At 68.6% G+C, this 19,401-nt stretch carries 20 protein-coding genes; 10 read left to right on the forward strand and 10 right to left on the reverse strand.

What is annotated here, in order from left to right; genetic code table 11:
* Nucleotides 1-31: 31 nt before the first annotated feature.
* Nucleotides 32-322 carry a YciI family protein gene (locus DPR14_RS26685; protein WP_158047853.1) on the reverse strand — a complete coding sequence of 97 codons (291 nt, stop codon included), beginning with the start codon at nt 320-322 and terminating at the stop codon, nt 32-34.
* Nucleotides 323-530: 208 nt separating this feature from the next.
* Here DPR14_RS26685 and DPR14_RS26690 point away from each other — a divergent pair, with 208 nt between their 5' ends.
* A complete protein-coding gene (locus DPR14_RS26690; RefSeq protein WP_158047854.1) occupies nt 531-1,472 on the forward strand; it encodes a DMT family transporter in 942 nt (313 codons plus the stop codon).
* On the opposite strand, the gene DPR14_RS26695 is transcribed toward DPR14_RS26690, so the two are convergent.
* Complete coding sequence (locus DPR14_RS26695) at nt 1,443-1,958, reverse strand: DUF3429 domain-containing protein (RefSeq protein WP_192499183.1); 516 nt, start codon at nt 1,956-1,958, stop codon at nt 1,443-1,445. The genes DPR14_RS26690 and DPR14_RS26695 overlap by 30 nt on opposite strands.
* A 145-nt stretch (nt 1,959-2,103) precedes the next feature.
* Here DPR14_RS26695 and DPR14_RS26700 point away from each other — a divergent pair, with 145 nt between their 5' ends.
* Nucleotides 2,104-2,865 carry an SDR family NAD(P)-dependent oxidoreductase gene (locus tag DPR14_RS26700; RefSeq protein ID WP_158047856.1) on the forward strand — a complete coding sequence of 254 codons (762 nt, stop codon included), beginning with the start codon at nt 2,104-2,106 and terminating at the stop codon, nt 2,863-2,865.
* A 111-nt stretch (nt 2,866-2,976) separates the two neighbouring features.
* On the opposite strand, the gene DPR14_RS26705 is transcribed toward DPR14_RS26700, so the two are convergent.
* Nucleotides 2,977-3,858: a methylated-DNA--[protein]-cysteine S-methyltransferase gene (locus DPR14_RS26705; RefSeq protein WP_158047857.1), complete on the reverse strand. Its 882-nt coding sequence runs from the start codon at nt 3,856-3,858 to the stop codon at nt 2,977-2,979.
* A gap of 101 nt (nt 3,859-3,959) precedes the next feature.
* On the reverse strand, nt 3,960-4,466 hold the full coding sequence (locus DPR14_RS26710) for a DUF2244 domain-containing protein (protein ID WP_158047858.1): 507 nt from the start codon (nt 4,464-4,466) through the stop codon (nt 3,960-3,962).
* A gap of 99 nt (nt 4,467-4,565) precedes the next feature.
* Here DPR14_RS26710 and nth point away from each other — a divergent pair, with 99 nt between their 5' ends.
* From nth to DPR14_RS26725, 3 genes are all read left to right on the forward strand, one after another.
* Complete coding sequence (gene nth, locus DPR14_RS26715) at nt 4,566-5,243, forward strand: endonuclease III (RefSeq protein ID WP_158047859.1); 678 nt, start codon at nt 4,566-4,568, stop codon at nt 5,241-5,243.
* Nucleotides 5,244-5,375: 132 nt separating this feature from the next.
* A complete protein-coding gene (locus tag DPR14_RS26720; protein WP_158047860.1) occupies nt 5,376-6,287 on the forward strand; it encodes a hypothetical protein in 912 nt (303 codons plus the stop codon).
* A 31-nt stretch (nt 6,288-6,318) separates the two neighbouring features.
* Nucleotides 6,319-6,816 carry a L,D-transpeptidase family protein gene (locus DPR14_RS26725; protein WP_158047861.1) on the forward strand — a complete coding sequence of 166 codons (498 nt, stop codon included), beginning with the start codon at nt 6,319-6,321 and terminating at the stop codon, nt 6,814-6,816.
* A 20-nt stretch (nt 6,817-6,836) separates the two neighbouring features.
* On the opposite strand, the gene DPR14_RS26730 is transcribed toward DPR14_RS26725, so the two are convergent.
* Nucleotides 6,837-7,544 (reverse strand): YggS family pyridoxal phosphate-dependent enzyme, encoded by a 708-nt coding sequence (locus DPR14_RS26730; protein ID WP_158047862.1) that lies wholly within the window; start codon nt 7,542-7,544, stop codon nt 6,837-6,839.
* A gap of 294 nt (nt 7,545-7,838) precedes the next feature.
* Here DPR14_RS26730 and DPR14_RS26735 point away from each other — a divergent pair, with 294 nt between their 5' ends.
* On the forward strand, nt 7,839-9,032 hold the full coding sequence (locus DPR14_RS26735; RefSeq protein WP_158047863.1) for a cupin domain-containing protein: 1,194 nt from the start codon (nt 7,839-7,841) through the stop codon (nt 9,030-9,032).
* Here the strand turns inward: DPR14_RS26735 and DPR14_RS26740 are convergent, their stop codons facing one another.
* The 4 genes from DPR14_RS26740 to DPR14_RS26755 all read right to left on the reverse strand — a co-directional run bounded on the left by DPR14_RS26740 (nt 9,033) and on the right by DPR14_RS26755 (nt 12,362).
* Nucleotides 9,033-9,500, reverse strand: coding sequence for a type II toxin-antitoxin system death-on-curing family toxin (locus DPR14_RS26740; protein ID WP_246148632.1), 468 nt, complete (start codon nt 9,498-9,500; stop codon nt 9,033-9,035).
* A complete protein-coding gene (locus DPR14_RS26745) occupies nt 9,497-9,721 on the reverse strand; it encodes an AbrB/MazE/SpoVT family DNA-binding domain-containing protein (RefSeq protein ID WP_158047864.1) in 225 nt (74 codons plus the stop codon). Before DPR14_RS26745 ends, DPR14_RS26740 begins: the two co-directional genes overlap by 4 nt.
* A gap of 179 nt (nt 9,722-9,900) precedes the next feature.
* A complete protein-coding gene (locus DPR14_RS26750; RefSeq protein ID WP_158047865.1) occupies nt 9,901-11,025 on the reverse strand; it encodes a porin in 1,125 nt (374 codons plus the stop codon).
* 233 nt (nt 11,026-11,258) lie between these two features.
* A complete protein-coding gene (locus DPR14_RS26755) occupies nt 11,259-12,362 on the reverse strand; it encodes a porin (protein ID WP_158047866.1) in 1,104 nt (367 codons plus the stop codon).
* Nucleotides 12,363-12,522: 160 nt separating this feature from the next.
* Here DPR14_RS26755 and DPR14_RS26760 point away from each other — a divergent pair, with 160 nt between their 5' ends.
* The 4 genes from DPR14_RS26760 (at nt 12,523) to holA (ending at nt 17,368) form a co-directional block, all read left to right on the forward strand.
* Nucleotides 12,523-12,816, forward strand: coding sequence for a GIY-YIG nuclease family protein (locus DPR14_RS26760; RefSeq protein ID WP_158047867.1), 294 nt, complete (start codon nt 12,523-12,525; stop codon nt 12,814-12,816).
* A 195-nt stretch (nt 12,817-13,011) separates the two neighbouring features.
* Nucleotides 13,012-13,614 (forward strand): DUF3576 domain-containing protein, encoded by a 603-nt coding sequence (locus DPR14_RS26765; RefSeq protein ID WP_246148637.1) that lies wholly within the window; start codon nt 13,012-13,014, stop codon nt 13,612-13,614.
* A 129-nt stretch (nt 13,615-13,743) separates the two neighbouring features.
* On the forward strand, nt 13,744-16,308 hold the full coding sequence (gene leuS, locus DPR14_RS26770; protein ID WP_158047868.1) for a leucine--tRNA ligase: 2,565 nt from the start codon (nt 13,744-13,746) through the stop codon (nt 16,306-16,308).
* 28 nt (nt 16,309-16,336) lie between these two features.
* Nucleotides 16,337-17,368, forward strand: a complete 1,032-nt coding sequence (holA, locus tag DPR14_RS26775; protein WP_158047869.1) for a DNA polymerase III subunit delta — start codon at nt 16,337-16,339, stop codon at nt 17,366-17,368.
* Nucleotides 17,369-17,577: 209 nt separating this feature from the next.
* Here the strand turns inward: holA and DPR14_RS26780 are convergent, their stop codons facing one another.
* A complete protein-coding gene (locus DPR14_RS26780) occupies nt 17,578-19,398 on the reverse strand; it encodes an ABCB family ABC transporter ATP-binding protein/permease (RefSeq protein ID WP_158047870.1) in 1,821 nt (606 codons plus the stop codon).
* Between the last annotated feature and the right edge of the window lie 3 nt (nt 19,399-19,401).

Below are 19,401 nucleotides of genomic sequence, written 5' to 3' on the forward strand. Positions count from 1 at the left end.
CCGCGTCGATGGACTGTATAGCCGCGTGCAACTATGCCAGCGGCGCGCAGCGGAACGGGCGCACCTCGATCTTCTGCCAGACATTGCCGGTGACATAGGGGTCGCGGGCCAGCCAGGCATCCACAGCAGCGCGGTCGGGCATCTCCACGATGCAGGAGGAGCCGATCATGCGCCCCTGGTCGTCCAGGATGGCGCCGCCGACGATCATGCTGCCGTCCGCCTTCATGGCGCGGGCGGCCTCGATATGGGCCTCGCGGACCGCCATGCGCCGGTCCAGCGCCGACTCGTCGGTCCCGTCATAGGCGATGACCAGGAACTGCATCTTCTTTTTCCTCCCAAACCGGTGTCTCGACCATCCCACCATAGGCCGGTTCCCGCGGGAACCGATTCGCCGCATGGCAGATTTGCGCCCCGCGCAAGCCTCCCGGGCCACCGTCGGTTGGTCACCGGGAAGGATACGGGCATAGTGTCGCACATACGTCTTTTCCCGCCGCCTCTTTTTCCCGCAGCAGACCCGGCAGTCCTCACCAGTGGCTTTCTTCGGCACGCGCCTGTTCCCGTCCAAGCTTTCCGTCACGGTGGAGGGGGCGCTGTGGATGGTCACGGCGGCGGCCCTGTTCTCGGTGCTCAACCTGCTGATCCGCCACGCCTCGACCGAGCTGCACCCGTTCCAGGTCACCTTCTTCCGCAACTTCTTCAGCCTGGCCTTCATGCTGCCCTGGCTGATGCGGGCGGGACTGGGCGGCCTGCGGACCCGCAAGTGGGGCCTCTACTCGACGCGCGCCCTGACCGGGCTGGCCGCCATGCTGACCTGGTTCTACGCGATCAGCGTGATGCCCCTGGCGGAGGCGGTGGCGCTCAACTTCACCACGCCGCTGTTCGCCACCGTGGGCGCCGCGCTGTTCCTGGGCGAGGTGGTCCGGCTGCGGCGCTGGACCGCCACCGTCGTGGGGTTCCTCGGCGTGCTCGTGATCGTCAGGCCCGATGCGGAGGCCATCGACCTGATGGCGGTACTGGTGCTGGTGTCGGCCTGCTTCAGCGCGGCGTCGGCGCTCCAGGTCAAGGCGCTTGCGCGGACCGAGTCGACCACCGCCATGGTGACCTACATGGTGCTGTTCCTGACGCCCATGTCGCTGGTCCCGGCGCTGTTCGTCTGGTCCTGGCCCAGCTGGGGAATGCTGGTCTGGCTGGTCGCCATGGGCGGCGTAGCGACCCTGGGCCACCTGTCGCTGACCCGCGCCTTCCACATGGCCGACGCCTCCGCGATGATGCCGTTCGACTATACCAAGCTGCCCTTCGCGGCGCTGCTCGGCTACGTCATGTTCGGCGAGACCATGGACCTGTGGGCCTGGGTCGGCGCCGGTATCATCGCCGGCTCCACCATCTACATCGTCCAGCGGGAGGCGTCGCTGGCGCGCCGGACCCGCTCGGCCGCCGCGGCCTCAGCCAGCGTCCGGGAGACCGGCCGCTGACGGCGGTCCCAGCCCCGGCAGCACACGGGCGAGCGACAGGGCGAGCGCCAGGATCACCATCGCTGTCAGGACCCTGCGCATCGGCAGGTACCAGGCCGGCGCATGGCCCGCCCGCACCGCGGCGCGGTCGCCCAGGTACATCGCGCCGAAGGCGATGATGAAGGTGACCAGCCCCGGCACCGCCGTCATGGCGACGGCGACCCAGGCCACCAGCGGCGGCACCACGCTCCAGCCCAGGCGGGTCCAGGTCATCGCGGGCGCCGGGTTGCCGGGCCGCGGGGGGCCGCCGCCCTGGTTCGCCAGCGCCAGTCCCCAATGGACGGCGCCCAGGAACGACAGGATCGTCGCGGCATAGAGCACCTGCACCTGGAGCGCGTAGACGTTCCAGGGCGGCGGCGCCAGCCAGACGGCGGCGGCTCCCAGGTAGAAGGGGATCAGCCCGGCTAAGCCGAGCGCGAGGGCGGGGCGGGGGGTATCGGACAGCATGACCGGTGACAAACTAGGACGGAGGGCCCGCCAGTCCATCCCCGGCCGGTTGCTGCATTCGACCGCCCACTCTGCTAAAGAGCGGTCCGCGGCCTGCCGGACGTTCCCGGCGGGTCGATCGAACAGCATGAAGGGAGGACGACCGATGAAGGTCAGGAATCATGCCGCCATCATCACCGGCGGCGGCTCGGGCATGGGGGCGGAGACCGCCCGGCGCCTCGCGGCGGAAGGCGCCAAGGTCGCCCTGTTCGACCTCAACATCGATTCCGTCCAGGCGGTCGCCGACGAGATCGGCGGCATCGCGGTCCAGTGCGACGTGTCCGACGCCGCCAGCACCGAGGCGGCCTTCGCCAAGGCGCGCGACGCCCACGGCCCGGCCCGCATCGCGATCAGCTGCGCCGGCGTGGCGACGCCCGGCCGCATCGTCGGCCGCGAGGGGCCGCTCGACCTCGCCGCCTTCAAGCGCGTGGTCGACATCAACCTGGTCGGCACCTTCAACGTGATGCGGCTGGCCGCCTACGACATGAGCAAGCTCGACCCGCTGGAAACCTCGGAGCGGGGCGTCATCATCAACACGGCGTCGGTCGCCGGGTTCGAGGGCCAGATCGGGCAGGCCGCCTACGGCTCGTCCAAGGGCGGGGTGATAGCGCTTGGCTTGCCGGCCGCGCGCGAACTGGCCCGCTACGGCATCCGGGTCATGACCATCGCGCCGGGCCTGATCGCCACGCCGATGCTGCTGACCATGCCGCAGGAGGTCCAGGACAGCCTCGCCGCCTCGGTCCCGTTCCCCAACCGCTTCGGCGACGCGGACGAATACGCCGACCTGGCGCTGCACATCATCGGCAACGTGATGCTGAACGGCGACGTCATCCGCCTGGACGGCGCCCTGCGCCTGGCGCCGAAGTAACGGCATTCGAGGCCCACGCCTCGTAGGTCGGCCTTGGCCCATAGGGCCAACGCCGACACCCTGCGGGAACGTCGGCGTTCGCCCTGCGGGCGAAGGCCGACCTACGATCCGTCATCCGGCGGCGCGGGCCGCCTCGAAGGCCAGCAGGGCCTTCTTGCGGCGCACGCCCCAGCGGTAGTTGTGGACGACGCCCGACTTCAGGATCACCCGGTGGCATGGGATGATCAGGCTGATCGGGTTGCGCCCCACGGCGGCCCCGACGGCGCGCGGCGCCTCCGGCCGGCCGACCGCGCGGGCCAGGTCCTGGTAGCTGACGAAGCGGCCGGCGGGGATGCGGAGCAGCGCTTCCCACACCTTGATCTGGAAATTGGTGCCGCGCAGCACCAGCGGGATCGCCTCTCCCGCCGCCGCCGCGCCGCCGCCGAAGACCCGGTCCGCGATCCCGGCGGTGGCCGCGGGGTCCTCGACCAGCCGGGCCTCGCCCCATTCCTCATGGAAGGTCGCGACCGCCGCCCGCTCGTCGTCGCCGATCGCGAAGCTCAGCCAGCACAGCCCGCGCGGGGTCGCCGCCAGCAGCGCGCGGCCGAACGGGCTGTCGTGCAGCCCCCAGCGGACCGTCAGGCTGGCGGCCCCGGCCTTGTAGTCGCCGGGCGTCATCGCCTCGCACGCGACGAACAGGTCGTGCAGGCGGCTGGGGCCTGAAAGCCCCACCTCCAGCGCCGTGTCCAGCACGCTGGCGTCCTCGTCGAGCAGCCGCCTGGCATGGCCCAGCGTCACGAACTGGGCGAACCGCTTGGGGCTGATCCCGGCCCAACGCTTGAACACGCGCTGGAAATGGAACGGGCTCATGTTCGCCGCCGAGGCCATGTCCTCCAGCGACGGCTGGTCCTGGTAGCCGTCCACGATCCGGTCGATCGCGGCGGCGATGGCGGCGTAGTGGCTGCGGAGGTCCTGGTCTTCCGTCAGTTCGGCGGCCGATTGGGCGGCGGTCATCTCATCCTCCCCGGATTGATGGACAGCATATGCCGCCGATGCCGGGGCCGGGCCAACCCGATTCTTGCCGAACCTCTCAGGGGCCGGCTCAGGGGGCCGGCTCAGGGGCCGGGATGGCTGCGCCGGCACTTGCCCAGCGCCTCGTTCAGCGCCTTGGCGAAGTCAAGCCGCTCCTCCGGCGACAGGAAGGAGCCGACGGTCAGGGTCTGGCCGTGGCTGGTCAGGGTCACTTGGCTCTCGTGTTCGGGCGGATCGTCCATGGTCACCCGCAGCCAATAGGGCTGGAAGCTCCAGGACCGGTCGTCGCCGGTCACGCCGACCCGGTGGACCACCAGCTCCCGCTCGGTCAGGCGGACCGTCTCGTACATGCGGGCGCTGCGGTAGCTCCGGCGGAACGCCCACCAGACCAGCAGGATGTCCAGCCCGAAGAAGCCGAAGACCGGCCAGGCGCCCTGGAGCCAGAAGAACCCGCCGACCGTCAGGCTGATCGCCGAGAAGGCCCCCATGAAGATCGCGAAGCCACGCCGCGAGAGGCTCCTGTGGGGATGCAGGATCGCGTCGAAGAAGATCCGCGGTTCCGCGGCATCGTCATGGGCAATGGCGGTCATGGCACTAGGATATGATGCGTCGGAGGAATTGGTAAAGACCGATCGGTACAGATCGGCCGGCCCTTGGCGCGGGGCGGAACCAGGAGATATTCTACCCTCATGAAGCCAGCCGACATCGAAGAATTCTTCCGCCGCCTTGCCGCCGACAACCCGGCGCCCAAGACCGAACTGGAATACACCAACCCTTACACCCTGCTGGTCGCCGTGGTGCTGTCCGCCCAGGCGACCGACGTGGGTGTCAACAGGGCGACGGGCCCGCTGTTCCAAGTGGTGCAGACGCCGCGGCAGATGCTCGACCTGGGGGAGGAGAAGCTTCGCCAGCATATCAGGACGATCGGCCTGTTCAACACCAAGGCCAGGAACGTCATGAAGCTGTCGGAGATCCTGGTCGCCGAGCACGGCGGCGAGGTGCCGCGCAAGCGGAAGGAGCTGGAAGCCCTGCCCGGGGTCGGCCGCAAGACCGCCAACGTGGTGCTGAACGTGGCGTTCGGCCAGACCACCATCGCGGTCGACACCCACATCTTCCGCGTCTCCAACCGGACCGGGCTGGCGCGCGGCAAGACGCCGGAGGAGGTCGAGCGCAAGCTGGTGCGCTACGTGCCGGCCCGCTGGAAGCCCCACGCGCACCACTGGCTGATCCTTCACGGCCGCTACATCTGCAAGGCCCGCAAGCCGGACTGCCCGACCTGCGTCGTGCGCGACCTCTGCGCCTTCCCGTCCAAGACGACCGAGCGGGAGATGCTGGAGGACCCGCCGGTACCCGTCAGCGCCGGCTGACCGGCAGGATTTTCCAGGCACCGGCAGGTTTTGCCGGGAAGCGGCGGCGCCCCACCGCCCGGAAGGGCCGTTCCCCCGCCTTTCCGGACCTTGGCATGCCCCTTGCTGATGGGACGGGCAGGAGGCCATGCCATGTCCATCGATACCCTGACCGCCCCTCGCGCGACGCCTCGGAACTGGGAGACCCCGATTCCGAACGGCGTCGCGGAGAACGAAGTGCCGGATACCGGAGAGGTCGATATGTCCTTCTGGGACTTCGTCGACATCGTCAATCCGCTCCAGCACATCCCTGTGGTCAACACGATCTACCGCGAGCTGACCGGCGACACCATCAAGGGCGTGTCGCGGGTGATCGGCGGCGGGATCTATGGGGGGATCATCGGCTTGGTCGCCGGCGTCGGCAGCGCCATCATCGCCGAGACGACCGGCAAGGACCCGGGCGAGCACCTTATGGCGATGGTCACCGGGTCCGGCGACGAGGAGCCGGCGGCCGAGGCGCCCCGGGTGGCGTCGGCGGAATCGCCGCCGCCCACCCCGCCGGCGGCACCTCCCGCCGCCCCCGCCGCCCCGGCCACCCCGGCCGCCGTGCCGCCGGCCATGGCGGAGGCGGCGCCGGCCGGAGAGATCCTGATCCCGGCCGCGGTGACGCCCAACCCGGTTCCCGCGTTCCACAGGCCGGGCGAGACCGACTCGAAGTTCTTCGCGGTGCCCAAGCGCGTCGCGGGCCTCCAGCCGAAGTCGGCTCTCCCCATCGCGACCGGGCCGGGCGCCCACCTGGAGAAGCTGCCGGCCCAGCGGGCCTCCGCCCAGCTCGCCGCCGCCCAGGCCGCGGAGAAGGCGCCCGCCTCAGCCGCCGCTCCCGCCCCGTCCTCCCCCCAGCCCCAGGCCGCAAGCTGGCCGCCCGGCGGATCGGCCCAGATCCCGCCGGAGCTGGTTGCCGACATGATGATGAACGCGCTGGACAAGTACCGGCAGGGCGCCCGTACCGGCACCGCCGCCGCTCCCGCCGGCGCATCACCCGGGGCGGCCCGCGGCAGCTATTGATCGGATCGCCCGCGTCGGATAGGCAGGAACCATGGATATCGAGGTTTCACGGGACGGCGTCCTGACCTGGCCCGGCGGCAGCTTCCGCTGCGCGCTCGGCCGCGGCGGCATCGGCGCCGGCAAGCGCGAGGGCGACGGCGCCACGCCGGTCGGCAGCTTCCCCCTGCGCCGCGTGCTCTACCGCCCGGACCGGATTGCCGCGCCCGAGACCGCGCTGCCGACGGCCCCGATCGCCCCTGACGACGGCTGGTGCGACGACCCCGCCGACCCGGACTACAACCGCCCGGTCAAGCTGCCCTTCGCCGCCAGCCACGAGGAGATGTGGCGGGCCGACGGCCTGTACGACGTCGTGGTGGTGATCGGCCATAACGACGACCCCGTCATCCCCGGCGAGGGCAGCGCCGTCTTCATGCATGTGGCGAAGCCTGACTACGAGCCGACCGCCGGCTGCGTGGCCCTGGCCTTGCCCGACCTGCTGGCTCTCCTGCGGGACTGCCGCCCGGGCGACCGCCTGTCCGTCGCCGGCTGACCGGTTCTCTCGCCGCCCCCCTACTCCTTGGGCGGCCGGGCGCCGAAGATCGCGGTGCCGACCCGGACATGGGTGGCGCCGAACCGCACCGCCGTCTCGTAGTCGCCGCTCATGCCCATGCTGACCACGGGCAGGCCGTGGCGCTTCGCCAGGTCGGACAGCAGAGCGAAATGCAGCGCCGGCTCCTCGTCCGCCGGCGGGATGCACATCAGGCCGGAGACGGGCAGCCCGTATTCCGTCCGGCAGGTCTCCAGGAAGGCGCCGACCTCCTCCGGCGGGATGCCGGCCTTCTGCGGCTCCGCCCCCGTATTGACCTCGACGTAGCAGGCCGGCCGCCGGTCCTGCTTCGCCATCTCCTCGGCCAGCGCCTTGGCCAGCTTCGGGCGGTCCACGGTCTGGATCACGTCGAAAAGGGCCACCGCCTCCTTCACCTTGTTGGTCTGGAGCGGACCGATCAGGTGAAGCTCGATGTCGGGATAACGCTCGCGCAGCGCCGGGAACTTGGCCTTGGCCTCCTGCACCCTGTTCTCGCCGAACACGCGCTGGCCCGCATCCAGCGCCGCCTCCAGCTTCCCGATCGGCTGGACCTTGCCGACGGCGACCAGCGTGACGCCGGCGGGATCGCGCCCCGCGGCGCGGGCGGCCCCGGCGATGGCGTTGCGCACGGCCGCCAGGTTCGCGGCGACGTCGGAATCGGACTCAGGTGTGGGCGTATCGCTGGTCATCATGGTCCATCTTGTCGCGCATCGGGCCGGAAACGGCAAGGCCCAACCTGGATGGCGGCCCCGGCCGGCTCCCCTGCCATCTGAGGTGCCGGGATCACGGATGAACGGGATGGGCACGGATATAATTTCCCCCTGGTGGATTCGTCCCCCGGCCTGATATTCGATCGGCAAGAAAACGCATCCGTGTTCATCCGTGCCTATCCGTGCCCATCCGTGATCCTGCCGCCTCCGCGAACAAAGGCTTGACCGGATTTCACCCCCCGGGCCGCGGATCAGACCCGCGAGAGAGGGACCCCCATGTCCGAGACGATCGCCAGCCTTGCCGACATCCTTCACCCGCTGACGCCGGAGGAGTTCTTCCGCGACTATCACGGCCGAAAGCCTCTCCACATCCCCGGCGCCGCCGGCAAGCTGGCCTCGGTCATGGACTGGCGGACGCTGTCGGGGCTGCTCGGCCAGTCCGGCCTGTGGTCGTCCAAGTCGCTCCAGCTCGTGCTCGACACCCGGATCCTCGACGCCTCCGACTATTGCCGGCCGGGCCTGGACCGTGAGGGGCGGGAGGCCATGATGGCCGACCTGGAGAAGGTCGGCACCTGGCTGCGGCGCGGCGCCTCGCTGGTGTGCAACGACATCGACAGCCTGACCCCCGGCCTGAAGGCGGTCGCCAACGCGTTGGAACAGGGCCTCGGCGGCAAGGCCCAGGCCAACCTCTATTGCTCGTGGCGGGCGCACCAGGCGTTCGGCAGCCATTTCGACACCCACGACGTCTATGCCCTGCATGTGGAGGGGCAGAAGACCTGGCGCATCTACCAGCGCCATTTCGAGGATCCGATCGCCCATCCCTTCTTCAAAACCCTGGGGCAGGACTTCCACGACAAGCACAAGGGTCCGGTCAGCCTGGAAGTCACGCTGAAGCCGGGCGACGTGCTGTACCTGCCGCGCGGCTGGTACCACGACGCGCTGGCGTCGGGCGAAACCGCGATCCACATCGCCTTCGGCCTGACCTCGGTGATCGGGCTCGACCTGATCAGCATGCTGTTCGAGCGGGCGGTGCAGGACCCCCTGTTCCGCCGCACCGTGCCCCGTCCGGACGCGCCTGACTCGGCGATGGCGGAGCATCTGGCCGCCCTCGGCGCCCGGGTCGCGGAGTATGTGCGTGAACCGGCCGTGGTCCAGCAGTTCGCCGCCTTCATGCGCGGCTACCACTACGACCGCGGCACCCTCGACCTGCCCGGCGACGCGCTGGCGAAGCGCTGGCGCCGCCGCAGCGCCAGCCTAAAGGTGACCCGCGGCCCGGCCGGCTGGCAGCTCGGCGACGACCGCCGCGCGGTGCCGATCCCGCCGGGCGCCGAAGGCCCGGTATCCTGGGTCGTCGGCCGGGAGAGCTTCACCGAGACCGAACTGGCCCAGGCGCACCCCGGCCTGAACGAGAAGGCCCGGCGCCAGTTGCTGACGGACCTGTCCAACATGAAGGTGGTCGAGGTGGCGTGATCAGGGATCGGGGTCGATGGGGTAGGAGTGGTCGGCCACCCAGTCGCGGAACCTGTCTTCCGACAGCGCGCCGGCGGCGAGATCCAGGATCCTGTCGGCCGCTTCGCGCTCGGTCGCGTCGAGTTCGAACCCGTTCAGGCCGAGCGTGACGCCGAGCGCCGCGAAGGCCGCCCGCTTGTTGCCGTCCACGAAAGGATGGCTCCGGCATATGCTGACGCACAATGCCGCCGCCAGATCGAAGATCGTCAACTTGTCGTCAACGTCGGCGTTGGGTTGGAAAGGGCGGGCCAGCGATGCCTCCAGCGCTCCGGGATCGCGCAATCCCGGAGCCCCGCCATGCTCCGCCAGCAATTCGCCATGAAGGTCGAGGAGCGCCTGCAAAGGCGGGTTCAGGAAACGCCTGCCCTGGATCGTCGCTTCTTCGACGACCAAGTTCATTTCGGCCGGGCTCATTTCGGCCGGGCTCATTTTGAAAGGATCGCCATGGTGCGGCGATAGCGTGCCGCGAACCGCCGTCCGATCTCCATCGCCTGATTGTAACCGTCATCCGCCTTGGTGATCTCGATCTTTCCATCCCGGACTTCGACCGCGACCTCGTCGCCTCGGCTCAGCCCGGCCGAGGCAAGCACGTCGCGGGGCACGGTCAGGCCGGTCGAATTGCCGATCTTGGTCAGTTTGGTGGTGTGCATGGTGGCCTCGCCTCTGTGACTGTCCAATTATGTAATAACGTCCGTTATTACATCAGGGAGAATTCACGGCGATTGGGCCTGATAGCCATTGCCCAACGAAAACGGGGCGGTGGCTCGCACCACCGCCCCGGTTCCGAAGCCTCCAGGAACTTCCCAAGCCCGCGAGGGCCGGGCGGTTCTTAGAAGTTCAGGCGGGTGCTGATCAGCCACACGAAGCCTTCGTTGCTCGTCTTGGCGGAGTTCTTCCCGGCGGTCAGGAGCCGGGTCTCGTCATCGATGAACATCACGTCGGACTGCAGCAGCATGCCGGGGGCGACGGTGTAGACTCCGCCCACGCCATAGGCTTTGTACTCGGACCAGTTCGTTCCGCGAACGCCGTCGTTTTCCATGTAGGTGCCGCTGATCGCGATCGGGCCGGTGGTGTAGCCGAGACCGACATGCCAGACGCTCTGGTCACCGAAAGAATCGATATTGGCCCTGGTCAAAGCATTGCCGGTCGTCATGTTCGCCTTGTCATTGTCGGCGTAACCGCCGCCGAAAGCGAAACCGGCGTACTTCACCTGTCCACCGGCATACAGAGCGGTATAGTCCTGCGCGCCCTGTACGCCAGCGTTGGAGTTGCCTGCGGCGGTGCTTCCGGTGAAGGCCAGGGCGACGCCGACACCGCTGAAATCGCCGGTATAGTTGACGCCGAACTCGACCAAGTCCTTGTAGTTGGTGATCTGCTTGGCCGTCACGACGGACTGGCCCTCGTTGCCGTTCTGCGGGGTATAGCTGACGCCGCCCTGGAAGCCCGCGACGCGCGGGGTTAGGTACATGACCTTGGTCGCATCGCTCGAGTCGAAGGCGTAGTAGCCGCCATTCGGCTGACCGGTGATGAAATCGGAATAGTCACCATCGATCTGGCCGACGCCATAGATGGGAGCGACGATGACCAGGGTATCGCTCGCGCCATCGAAGTCGCCCAGCTCGATCCGGCCCCAGGAGCCGCCGAGATAGACCGAAGCCTCGTCGGTGGTGATGCCGTTCGAATTGGGCGGGTTCGTGCCGGAAATGCCGGTGTTCTGAAGCTCGATCTTGGCACCGTACAGCAGACCGTTGTCGGCCTTGCCGTCCGCCCTGATCAGGATCTCGGTCTCGATCTGGAAATCGCGTTCCGACGAGTTGTTGACGGCGTCCTCATCGAAGGTCGCGGCGAAGAATTCGGTGTAGCCGCCCAGGGTGACCTTGATCTGGGCGTTGGCGGCGGAAGCGAAACCGGCGACGGCGGCGAGCGCGGTGGTGGCGAGGAGGATGTTCCTCATTGTTTTGACTCCCTCTAAAGACCTTTGGGCTACCCAATCTATCGGGCATGCGATTTTGGATAAGCCTTTAGGGGTAATTCATGCAATCCACTATCACCATCTGCCGTGTAGAAGCGCCCACACTGTGACGCGATAGACACATTGCCGCTTTCGGACCTCCCGGAATCGGAACGGCGGCATCCGGGGATGCCGCCGTTCCTGCGTAGGTGAAGCCGGTGCGGATGCCGCCGGTATCAGAAGTCCAGGCGGGTACCGACCACGAAGACGTAGCCGTCGTTGCTGCCCTTGACCGTGGCGCCGCGGGTGCCGGTCAGGACATCGTCCTCGAAGAAGGTGACTTCGGTCTCCAGGATCATGCCGGGGGCCAGGGCATAGGTGGCGCCCACGCTGAAGGCTTGATAGTCGTCGCTATAGTCGGTCGAACCGCCGTACGCCCCGGTATAGCCCTCGGCGTTCAGGTAGCTGGCAGCGACTGCAAACGGGCCGACGGTGTAGCTGCCGCCGACATGCCAGGCGGTCTGGTCGTCGTCGATCGCGCCCGTGGTCGGCAGCAGGAAATCGCCCGCATCGACATAGCCGCCGCCGAAGGCGAAGCCGCCGAAGGTGAACTGGGCGCCCAGGTTCCAGGCGGTGAAATCCTCCACGTCGCTGGTGCTGCCGCTCGACGCCGTGGTCAGGGTGGCGCCGAGCGCCACGCCCAAGCCCCCGAACTCGCCCGTGTAGTTGACGCCGAACTCGCCAATATCCTTGTAGGTGCTGAAATTCTTCCGTAGAACGACGTTCTGCCCCTCGCTGTCGCTTTCCGGCGTGTAGCTGGCGCCGGCCTGAAAGCCCGCGATCCGCGGCGTCAAGTACATGATCTTGGTCACGTCGCCGCTGTTGGGGATGTGCATGCCGAAGTTCGGCTGGCCGCCCGCGAAGTCGACATAGTCGCCGTCGATCTGCTCCACGCCGACCACGGGAGCATAGATCTTCAGGGTATCGGACGCGCCGTCGAAGTCGCCCAGTTCCAGCCGGCCCCAAGTGCCGCCCAGGTAGACCGAAGCCTCATCGATGGTGACGCCGGTGGTGTTGGTCGTGTCGGAAATACCGGTGTTCTGCAACTCGATCTTGGCGCCGTACAGCAGGCCGTTGTCGGCCTTGCCGTCCGCCTTGACCACGATCTCGGCTTCGAACTGGAACTCCCGGCTGGTGCGGTCGGAGCCCGTGTCGTCGTCGTAGGTCGCGGCGAAGAACTCGGTGTAGCCGCCGAGCGTGACGGTAACTTGCGCCTGGGCTTGCGCGGCGAACGCGCAAACGGCTGCGGTGGCGGTCGTGGCGAGAAGGAACTTGCGCATCTGTTTTCCCCGTAATGACTTCTGGTCTATCGACCGTTCGGCCTATTGTTGTGATTTTCGGGGTATGAGTCGCAAATGCTTTCTATTGCGATGCGATAGACAACCTGAGACCGTAACAAATTTGCCACTTATGTGGTAATCAGAACGGTGAGGAACGCTTATGGAACTTGGCGGCTGGGTGTACATGATGGCGAACCGGCCGGACGGAACTCTCTATGTCGGCGTCACTGCCGATCTTGCCCGGCGCGCTTACGAGCACCGCAAACGAACGTCTAACCGCTTCACCAAGCGCTACAACGTACAGCGTCTGGTGTGGCTCGAGCGGTACGACGACATCCGCTTGGCGATCCAGCGCGAAAAGAACATCAAGCACTGGCCACGGGCGTGGAAGGTGGCGCTGATCGTCGTCGCGAATCCGGAGTGGAGGGACCTGTACGAGGACCTGATGAAGTGACTGTCGCTTCTCCTTTTTGCCAGGGCCTCCGCTCCCCCTCCCCGTCATGACCGGGCTTGACCCGGTCATCGCCCGGCGTTCGGAAGGGGCGGAAGGGCCGCAGCCCTTCTGAGCACGCCGATTGACCGATCGCTTGCGCTCGCACACGCCTATGGTCTAATTTCCGGCGCCCGAACCGCAGAGATGTCAGACAAAATGGCCCGATTTCCGCTTCCCAACGTTCAGATGCGCAACACCCAGGGGGCGCCGACCCGGCGCAAGTCGGCCGCAGCCCTGCTGGGCGTGCTCGGCGCGACGCTGCTGCTGAGCGGTTGCGGCGGCGTCCAGCCGGAAGCCAAGTTCCCCGACCCGGACGAGGACAAGCGGTACCGCTACGGCAGCCTGCTGGGCGGCGAGGGCGGGTTCACGTTGCTCGGCCCGCGCCGCGCCGAGTCGGGGCCGCAGGACGGCCAGGGCATCGGCGTCAACAGCTATCTGTGGCGCGCCTCGCTCGACACGCTGGCCTTCATGCCGATCGCCTCGGCCGATCCGTTCGGCGGCGTGATCCTGACCGACTGGTATTCCCCGCCGGAAACACCGAACGAGCGGTTCAAGGTCAACCTCTACATCCTCGACCGGCAGCTTCGCGCCGACGGGGTGCGGGTCAGCGTCTTCCGGCAGCAGCGCGCCGGCACAGGGCCGAACGGCGGGGAATGGCGGGACTCCGGCGTCAGCACCGAGACGGCAAGCCGGCTGGAGGACACCATCCTGACGCGCGCCCGCCAGATCCGGATCGCGCAGACCGCCGACAGCCGTTAGGCCTCCCGCGCGGCGGGAATTTTCCGGGCTCCGGCGGGAACGATCGGCCGGGGCCGACGATAGACGATGGTGCATTGGTGATGTGTCGCCCGCCCGGCTTGGGCACTGGGGCGCGGTGAGGAATGGTTCATGTCGCGGTACAACTCCAAGGAAACGGAAGCCAAGTGGCAGGCGGTCTGGGACGAGCGCGGAAGCTTCGTCGCCCACGAGGACCCGGCCCGGCCGAAATACTACGTGCTGGAGATGTTCCCGTACCCGTCGGGGAGGCTCCATGTCGGCCACGCCCGCAACTACGCCATCGGCGACATGGTGGCGCGCTACAAGCGGGCGCGCGGCTTCAACGTGCTCCATCCCATGGGCTGGGACGCCTTCGGCCTGCCGGCGGAGAACGCCGCGATCGCCAACAAGGTGCATCCCGCGACCTGGACCTACGAGAACATCGCGACCATGCGCGCCCAGCTCAAGACGCTGGGCCTCGCCTATGACTGGACGCGCGAGATCGCGACCTGCGCGCCCGAATATTACCGCCACGAACAGAAGATCTTCCTGGACTTCCTGAAGGCGGGCCTGGCCTACCGCAAGGAAAGCTGGGTCAACTGGGACCCGGTCGAGAACACCGTGCTGGCCAACGAGCAGGTGATCGACGGCCGCGGCTGGCGCTCCGGCGCGCCGGTCGAGAAGCGCAAGCTCAGCCAGTGGTTCCTCAAGATCACCCAGTACGCCGACGAGCTGCTGGAAGCCATCGGCACGCTCGACCGCTGGCCGGACAAGGTCCGGACCATGCAGGACAAGTGGATCGGCAAGTCCTCCGGCCTGCGCTTCGCCTTCGACCTGGAGAATGATCCCGACAGGATCGACGTCTTCACGACCCGGCCCGACACGCTGTTCGGCGCCAGCTTCGTCGCGGTGTCGCCCAACCACCCGCTGGCGGCCCGGCTGGCGGCGTCCAACCCGGACCTCGCGGCCTTCATCGCGGAGTGCAACCGCATCGGCACCAGCGAGGCGGCGATCGAGACGGCGGAGAAGCTGGGCTTCGACACCGGGCTGAAGGCGATCCACCCCTTCGTCGAGGGCCGGACCGTGCCGGTCCACGTCGCCAACTTCGTGCTGATGGAATACGGCACCGGCGCCATCTTCGGCTGCCCGGCCCACGACCAGCGCGACCTGGACTTCGCCCGCAAATACGGTCTGCCTGTCCTGCCCGTCGTCATCCCCGATGGTGCCGACCCGGCCGCGTTCGAGATCGGCGCCGAGCCCTATCTCGGCCCCGGCCACCTGGCGAACTCCGGCTTCCTGGACGGGCTGGAGGTCGAGGCGGCCAAGCGTGCCGTGATCGACCGCATGGAAGCCGCCGGCAAGGGCGAGGGCACCACCATCTACCGCCTGCGCGACTGGGGCGTCAGCCGCCAGCGCTACTGGGGCTGCCCGATCCCGGTGATCCATTGCGAAAAGTGCGGCATCGTCCCGGTGCCGGAGCGGGACCTGCCGGTGGAGCTGCCGACCGACGTCAGCTTCGACCAGCCGGGCAACCCGCTGGACCACCATCCGACCTGGAAGCACACGACCTGCCCGGCCTGCGGCGGCGAGGCCCGGCGGGAAACCGACACCTTCGACACCTTCTTCGAAAGCTCCTGGTACTTCGCGCGCTTCTGCTCGCCCCACGACACGGCGACCGCGTTCGACCGGGGTGCCGCCGACTACTGGCTGCCGGTCGACCAGTATATCGGCGGCGTCGAGCATGCGGTGCTCCACCTGCTCTATTCCCGCTTCTTCACCCGCGCCCTCAAGGACTGCGGCTATCTCGGCGTGGCCGAGCCCTTCGCGGGGCTGATGACCCAGGGCATGGTGACCCACGCGACCTACCGCGACGCCTCCGGCCAGTGGCTCTATCCGGAGGAGGTCGAGCATCGCGACGGCCTGACCGTCAGGCGCGGCACCGGCGAGGCGGTGGAGGCCGGCCGGCTGGAGAAGATGAGCAAGTCGAAGAAGAACGTCGTCGGCCTGGAGCACATCATCGACACCTACGGCGCGGACACCATGCGGCTGCTGCTGCTGTCCGACAGCCCGCCGGAACGCGACCTGGAATGGACCGAGTCGGGCATCGACGGCGCCTGGCGCTACGTCGCCCGCGTCTGGCGCCTGATCACCGAGCCGGCGGTGCCCCTGGCCGCCTCCGGCACCCCGGCCCCGGCGGAGATCTCCGCGAAGGGGCAGGCGGTCCGCCGGATCGTGCACAAGACGATCGACGGCTTCGGTGACGACGTCGAGAAATTCCGTTTCAACAAGGCCGTCGCCCGCGCCCGCGAACTGACCAACGCCCTGGCCGAGCTGGACGGCAAAGGCGCCGGCGAGGACTGGGTGCTGCGTGAAGGTTACGAGACGCTGGTCAAGCTGATCGGCCCGATGATGCCGCACCTGGGCGAGGAGCTGTGGCAGGGGCTGGGGCATTCCACCCTGCTGACCGAGTCGCCCTGGCCCGAGGCCGACCCGGCCCTGGTGGTGGACGAGAGCGTGGTGGTCGCGGTCCAGGTCAACGGCAAGCTGCGCGCCCAGATCCCGCTGCCGCGCGACGCCGCCGAGGACGCCGCGCGGGAGGCCGCGCTGGCCGACGCCAACGTGCAGCGGGCCATGGACGGCAAGGCGATCCGCAAGCTGGTCTATGTGCCCAACCGGATCGTCAATGTGGTGGTGTGACCCCGCGGCCCGCCAGGGGATGTAGGCCATGAAGATCCCGGCCGGCCGGATCGAGGGGTTCGTCCGCCGTCCCGATCCCAACGTCCGGGCGGTGCTGTTCTACGGCCCCGACGGCGGCCTGGTGCGCGAGCGGGCCGACACCGTCGCCCGCGGCGTGGTCGAGGACCAGCACGACCCGTTCCGCGTGGTGGACCTGCTGGGTTCCGCGATCGCCAAGGACCCGGCGCGGCTGGCCGACGAGGTGGCATCCCTGTCCCTGACCGGCGGCAGGCGCCTGATCCGGATCCGCGACGCCGACGACGGCGTGACCGGCGCCTTCGCCTCCTTGTTCGAGTCGCTGCCCGGCGGCGACAGCTTGGTGGTGGTCGAGGCCGGCGACCTGTCCAAGGGATCGAAGCTGCGCGCCTTGTTCGAGAACGCCCCGGCCGGCGCCCCGATCCCCTGCTACGTGGAGGACGAATCGGCGCTGGCCGACACCATCGCCGGCATGCTGGCGGCGCACAAGCTGACGGTCAGCGCCGACGCCCGCGACTTCCTGGCGGCCAACCTGGTGGGCGACCGCATGATCGCCCGCGGCGAGATCGAGAAGCTGGTGACCTACATGGGCGAGGGCGGCCGCCGGGTCGAGCTGGAGGACGCCCAGGCCTGCATCGGCGACAGCGGCGCCCTGGAGATGGACGCGCCCTCCTGGGCCGCCGGGGACGGCGACTTCGCCGGGGTGGACCGCGCGCTCCGCCGCCTGTTCGCGGAGGGCATGAGCCCGGTGCCGATCCTCCGTTCCGCCCAGCGGCACTTCCAGCGGCTTCAGCTGGTCGTGGCCCAGGTGGAGAAGGGCGACTCGGTGGAGCGCGCCGTCGCGACCCTGCGCCCGCCGCTGTTCTTCAAGGTCAAGAACCAGTTCACCGGCCAAGTCCGGCGCTGGACCCCGGCGGCGCTCCGCCAGGGGCTGGACCGCCTGACCGAAGCCGAAGCCGACTGCAAGCGAACCAACATGCCCGACGAGACCATCTGCGCCCGAGCCTTCTTCCAGCTCGCCGTCCTGGCCCGCAGCCGCCGCTGAGCGATGACCGTTGATGATCCACAGCGGGCCGGACAAGCGAGAATTTCCTTTTCATCATGACCGGACTTGATCCGGTCATCCACGCGCGAACTCCTTCACGCCGGTTTGCGCGTGGATGCGCGGGTCAAGCCCGCGCATGAAGCAGAAAGAGACGCGATCCGGGCGGCATCGCTGCCCATCGCCGTTATCCGTGGCAAAGAACCCCAGGTTCACTCCGCCGCGTCCCGGTCGGCCTGCTGGCGCGCCCACAGCGCCGCGTAGGCGCCGCCCCGCGCCAGGAGGGCGGCGTGGGTGCCGCGTTCCACCGCCCGGCCGTCCTCCAGCACCAGGATCTCGTCGGCATGGACCACGGTGGACAGCCGGTGGGCGATCACGACCGTCGTGGTGCCGCGGCTGACCTCGCGCAGGCTCTGCTGGATCGCCAGCTCCGTGTGGCTGTCCAGCGCGGAGGTCGCCTCGTCGAACAGGAACAGGCGCGGCCGCTTCAGGATCGCGCGGGCGATCGCGACCCGCTGCTTCTCTCCCCCCGACAGCTTCAGCCCGCGCTCGCCGACCAGGCTGTCGTAGCCGTCGGGCAGGCTGGAGATGAAGTCGTGGATCCGGGCGAGGCGGGCAGCCCGCTCGACCTCCGCCCGCGAGGCTCCCGGCCGGCCGAAGGCGATGTTGTACAGGATCGTGTCGTTGAACAGCACCGTGTCCTGGGGCACCACGGCGATCGCGGCGCGCAGGCTCGCCTGGGTGACCGAGGATATGTCGGCGCCGTCGAACAGGATGCGGCCCGATGTCGGGTCGTAGAACCGGAACAGCAGGCGCCCGATCGTCGATTTCCCGGCGCCGCTCGGCCCCACGATCGCCAGCGTGCCCCCCGGCGGCAACTCGAACGAGACGTCGCGCAGCACCGGCCGGCGCGGGTCGTAGGCGAAGCCGACCCGGTCGAACCGCAGCCTGCCGGGACCGTCGGGCAGGGTGCCGGCATCCGGCGCGTCGGCCACCTCGGCGGGCTGGTTCAGCAGCTCCAGCATCTGCTCCACGTCGGTCAGCGACTGCTTGATCGAGCGGTAGAGCTGGCCCAGCCGATCGAGCGGGCGGATCAGCTGGAGCAGGTAGGTGTTGACCAGCACGAAATCGCCGACCGTCATGGCGCCGGCCGCCACCCGGCTCGCCGCCAGCAGGATCATCGCGGTCAGCCCCGCCCCCAGGATCGAGACCTGGAGGATGCCGGTCAGGCTGCGCCACAGCATGGCGTTGACGGTCAGCCGCTCGACCTCGCGCAGCGCCCCCTCGTACCGTCCGGCGATGTGCTCCTCGTTGCCGAAATACTTGACCGTCTCGTAGTTCAGCAGGCTGTCCACCGCCTTGCCGTGCGCCTCGGCGCCTTCCGCGACCGCCCGGCGCTGCCGCCGGCGCAGCCATTCCGACCCGATCACCAGGCAGAATCCGTAGAGCGCCAGCGTCGCCACGGTGATCCCGGCGAAGGCTGCGCCGAAGGATCCCAGCAGCACGGCGCAGATGATCGCGATCTCGGCGAACAGCGGCAGGATCAGGAAGACCACGTCGAACAGCAATTCCCGGATGCCGCGCATGCCGTTGTCGAGCACCCGGCTGATCTGCCCGGTGCGCCGGCCCAGGTGGAACCGCAGGCTCAGCTCGTGGACATGGCGGAACACGGCCATGCCCATGTGGCGCTGCATCCGCTGCTCGATCGGGCCGTAAAGGGCCCAGCGCAGCTCGTTGAACACCTTGGCGAGCCACTGCATGGCGCCGTAGGCGAGCAGCAGGGCGACCGGGACCACCGCCAATTCCGTCCCGGCCGGCGCCGAGATGCTGTCGACCGCGCGGGCGAACAGGATCGGCACCGTCGCGTTGAGCGCCGCCGTCAGGCACAGCAGCGCCATGGACACCACCAGCCGGACCCGCAGCCCGCGGTCGTCGCGCGGCCACAGGAACGGCAGCATCAGGCGCAGGACCCGGATGTTCACGGACGGCAATGCCGGGGCGTCGGAGGGCCGTTCGTTCAGGATGCGCGGCATGGC

It is taken from the genome of Skermanella pratensis (assembly GCF_008843145.1).
Taxonomy (GTDB): Bacteria; Pseudomonadota; Alphaproteobacteria; order Azospirillales; family Azospirillaceae; genus Skermanella; species Skermanella pratensis.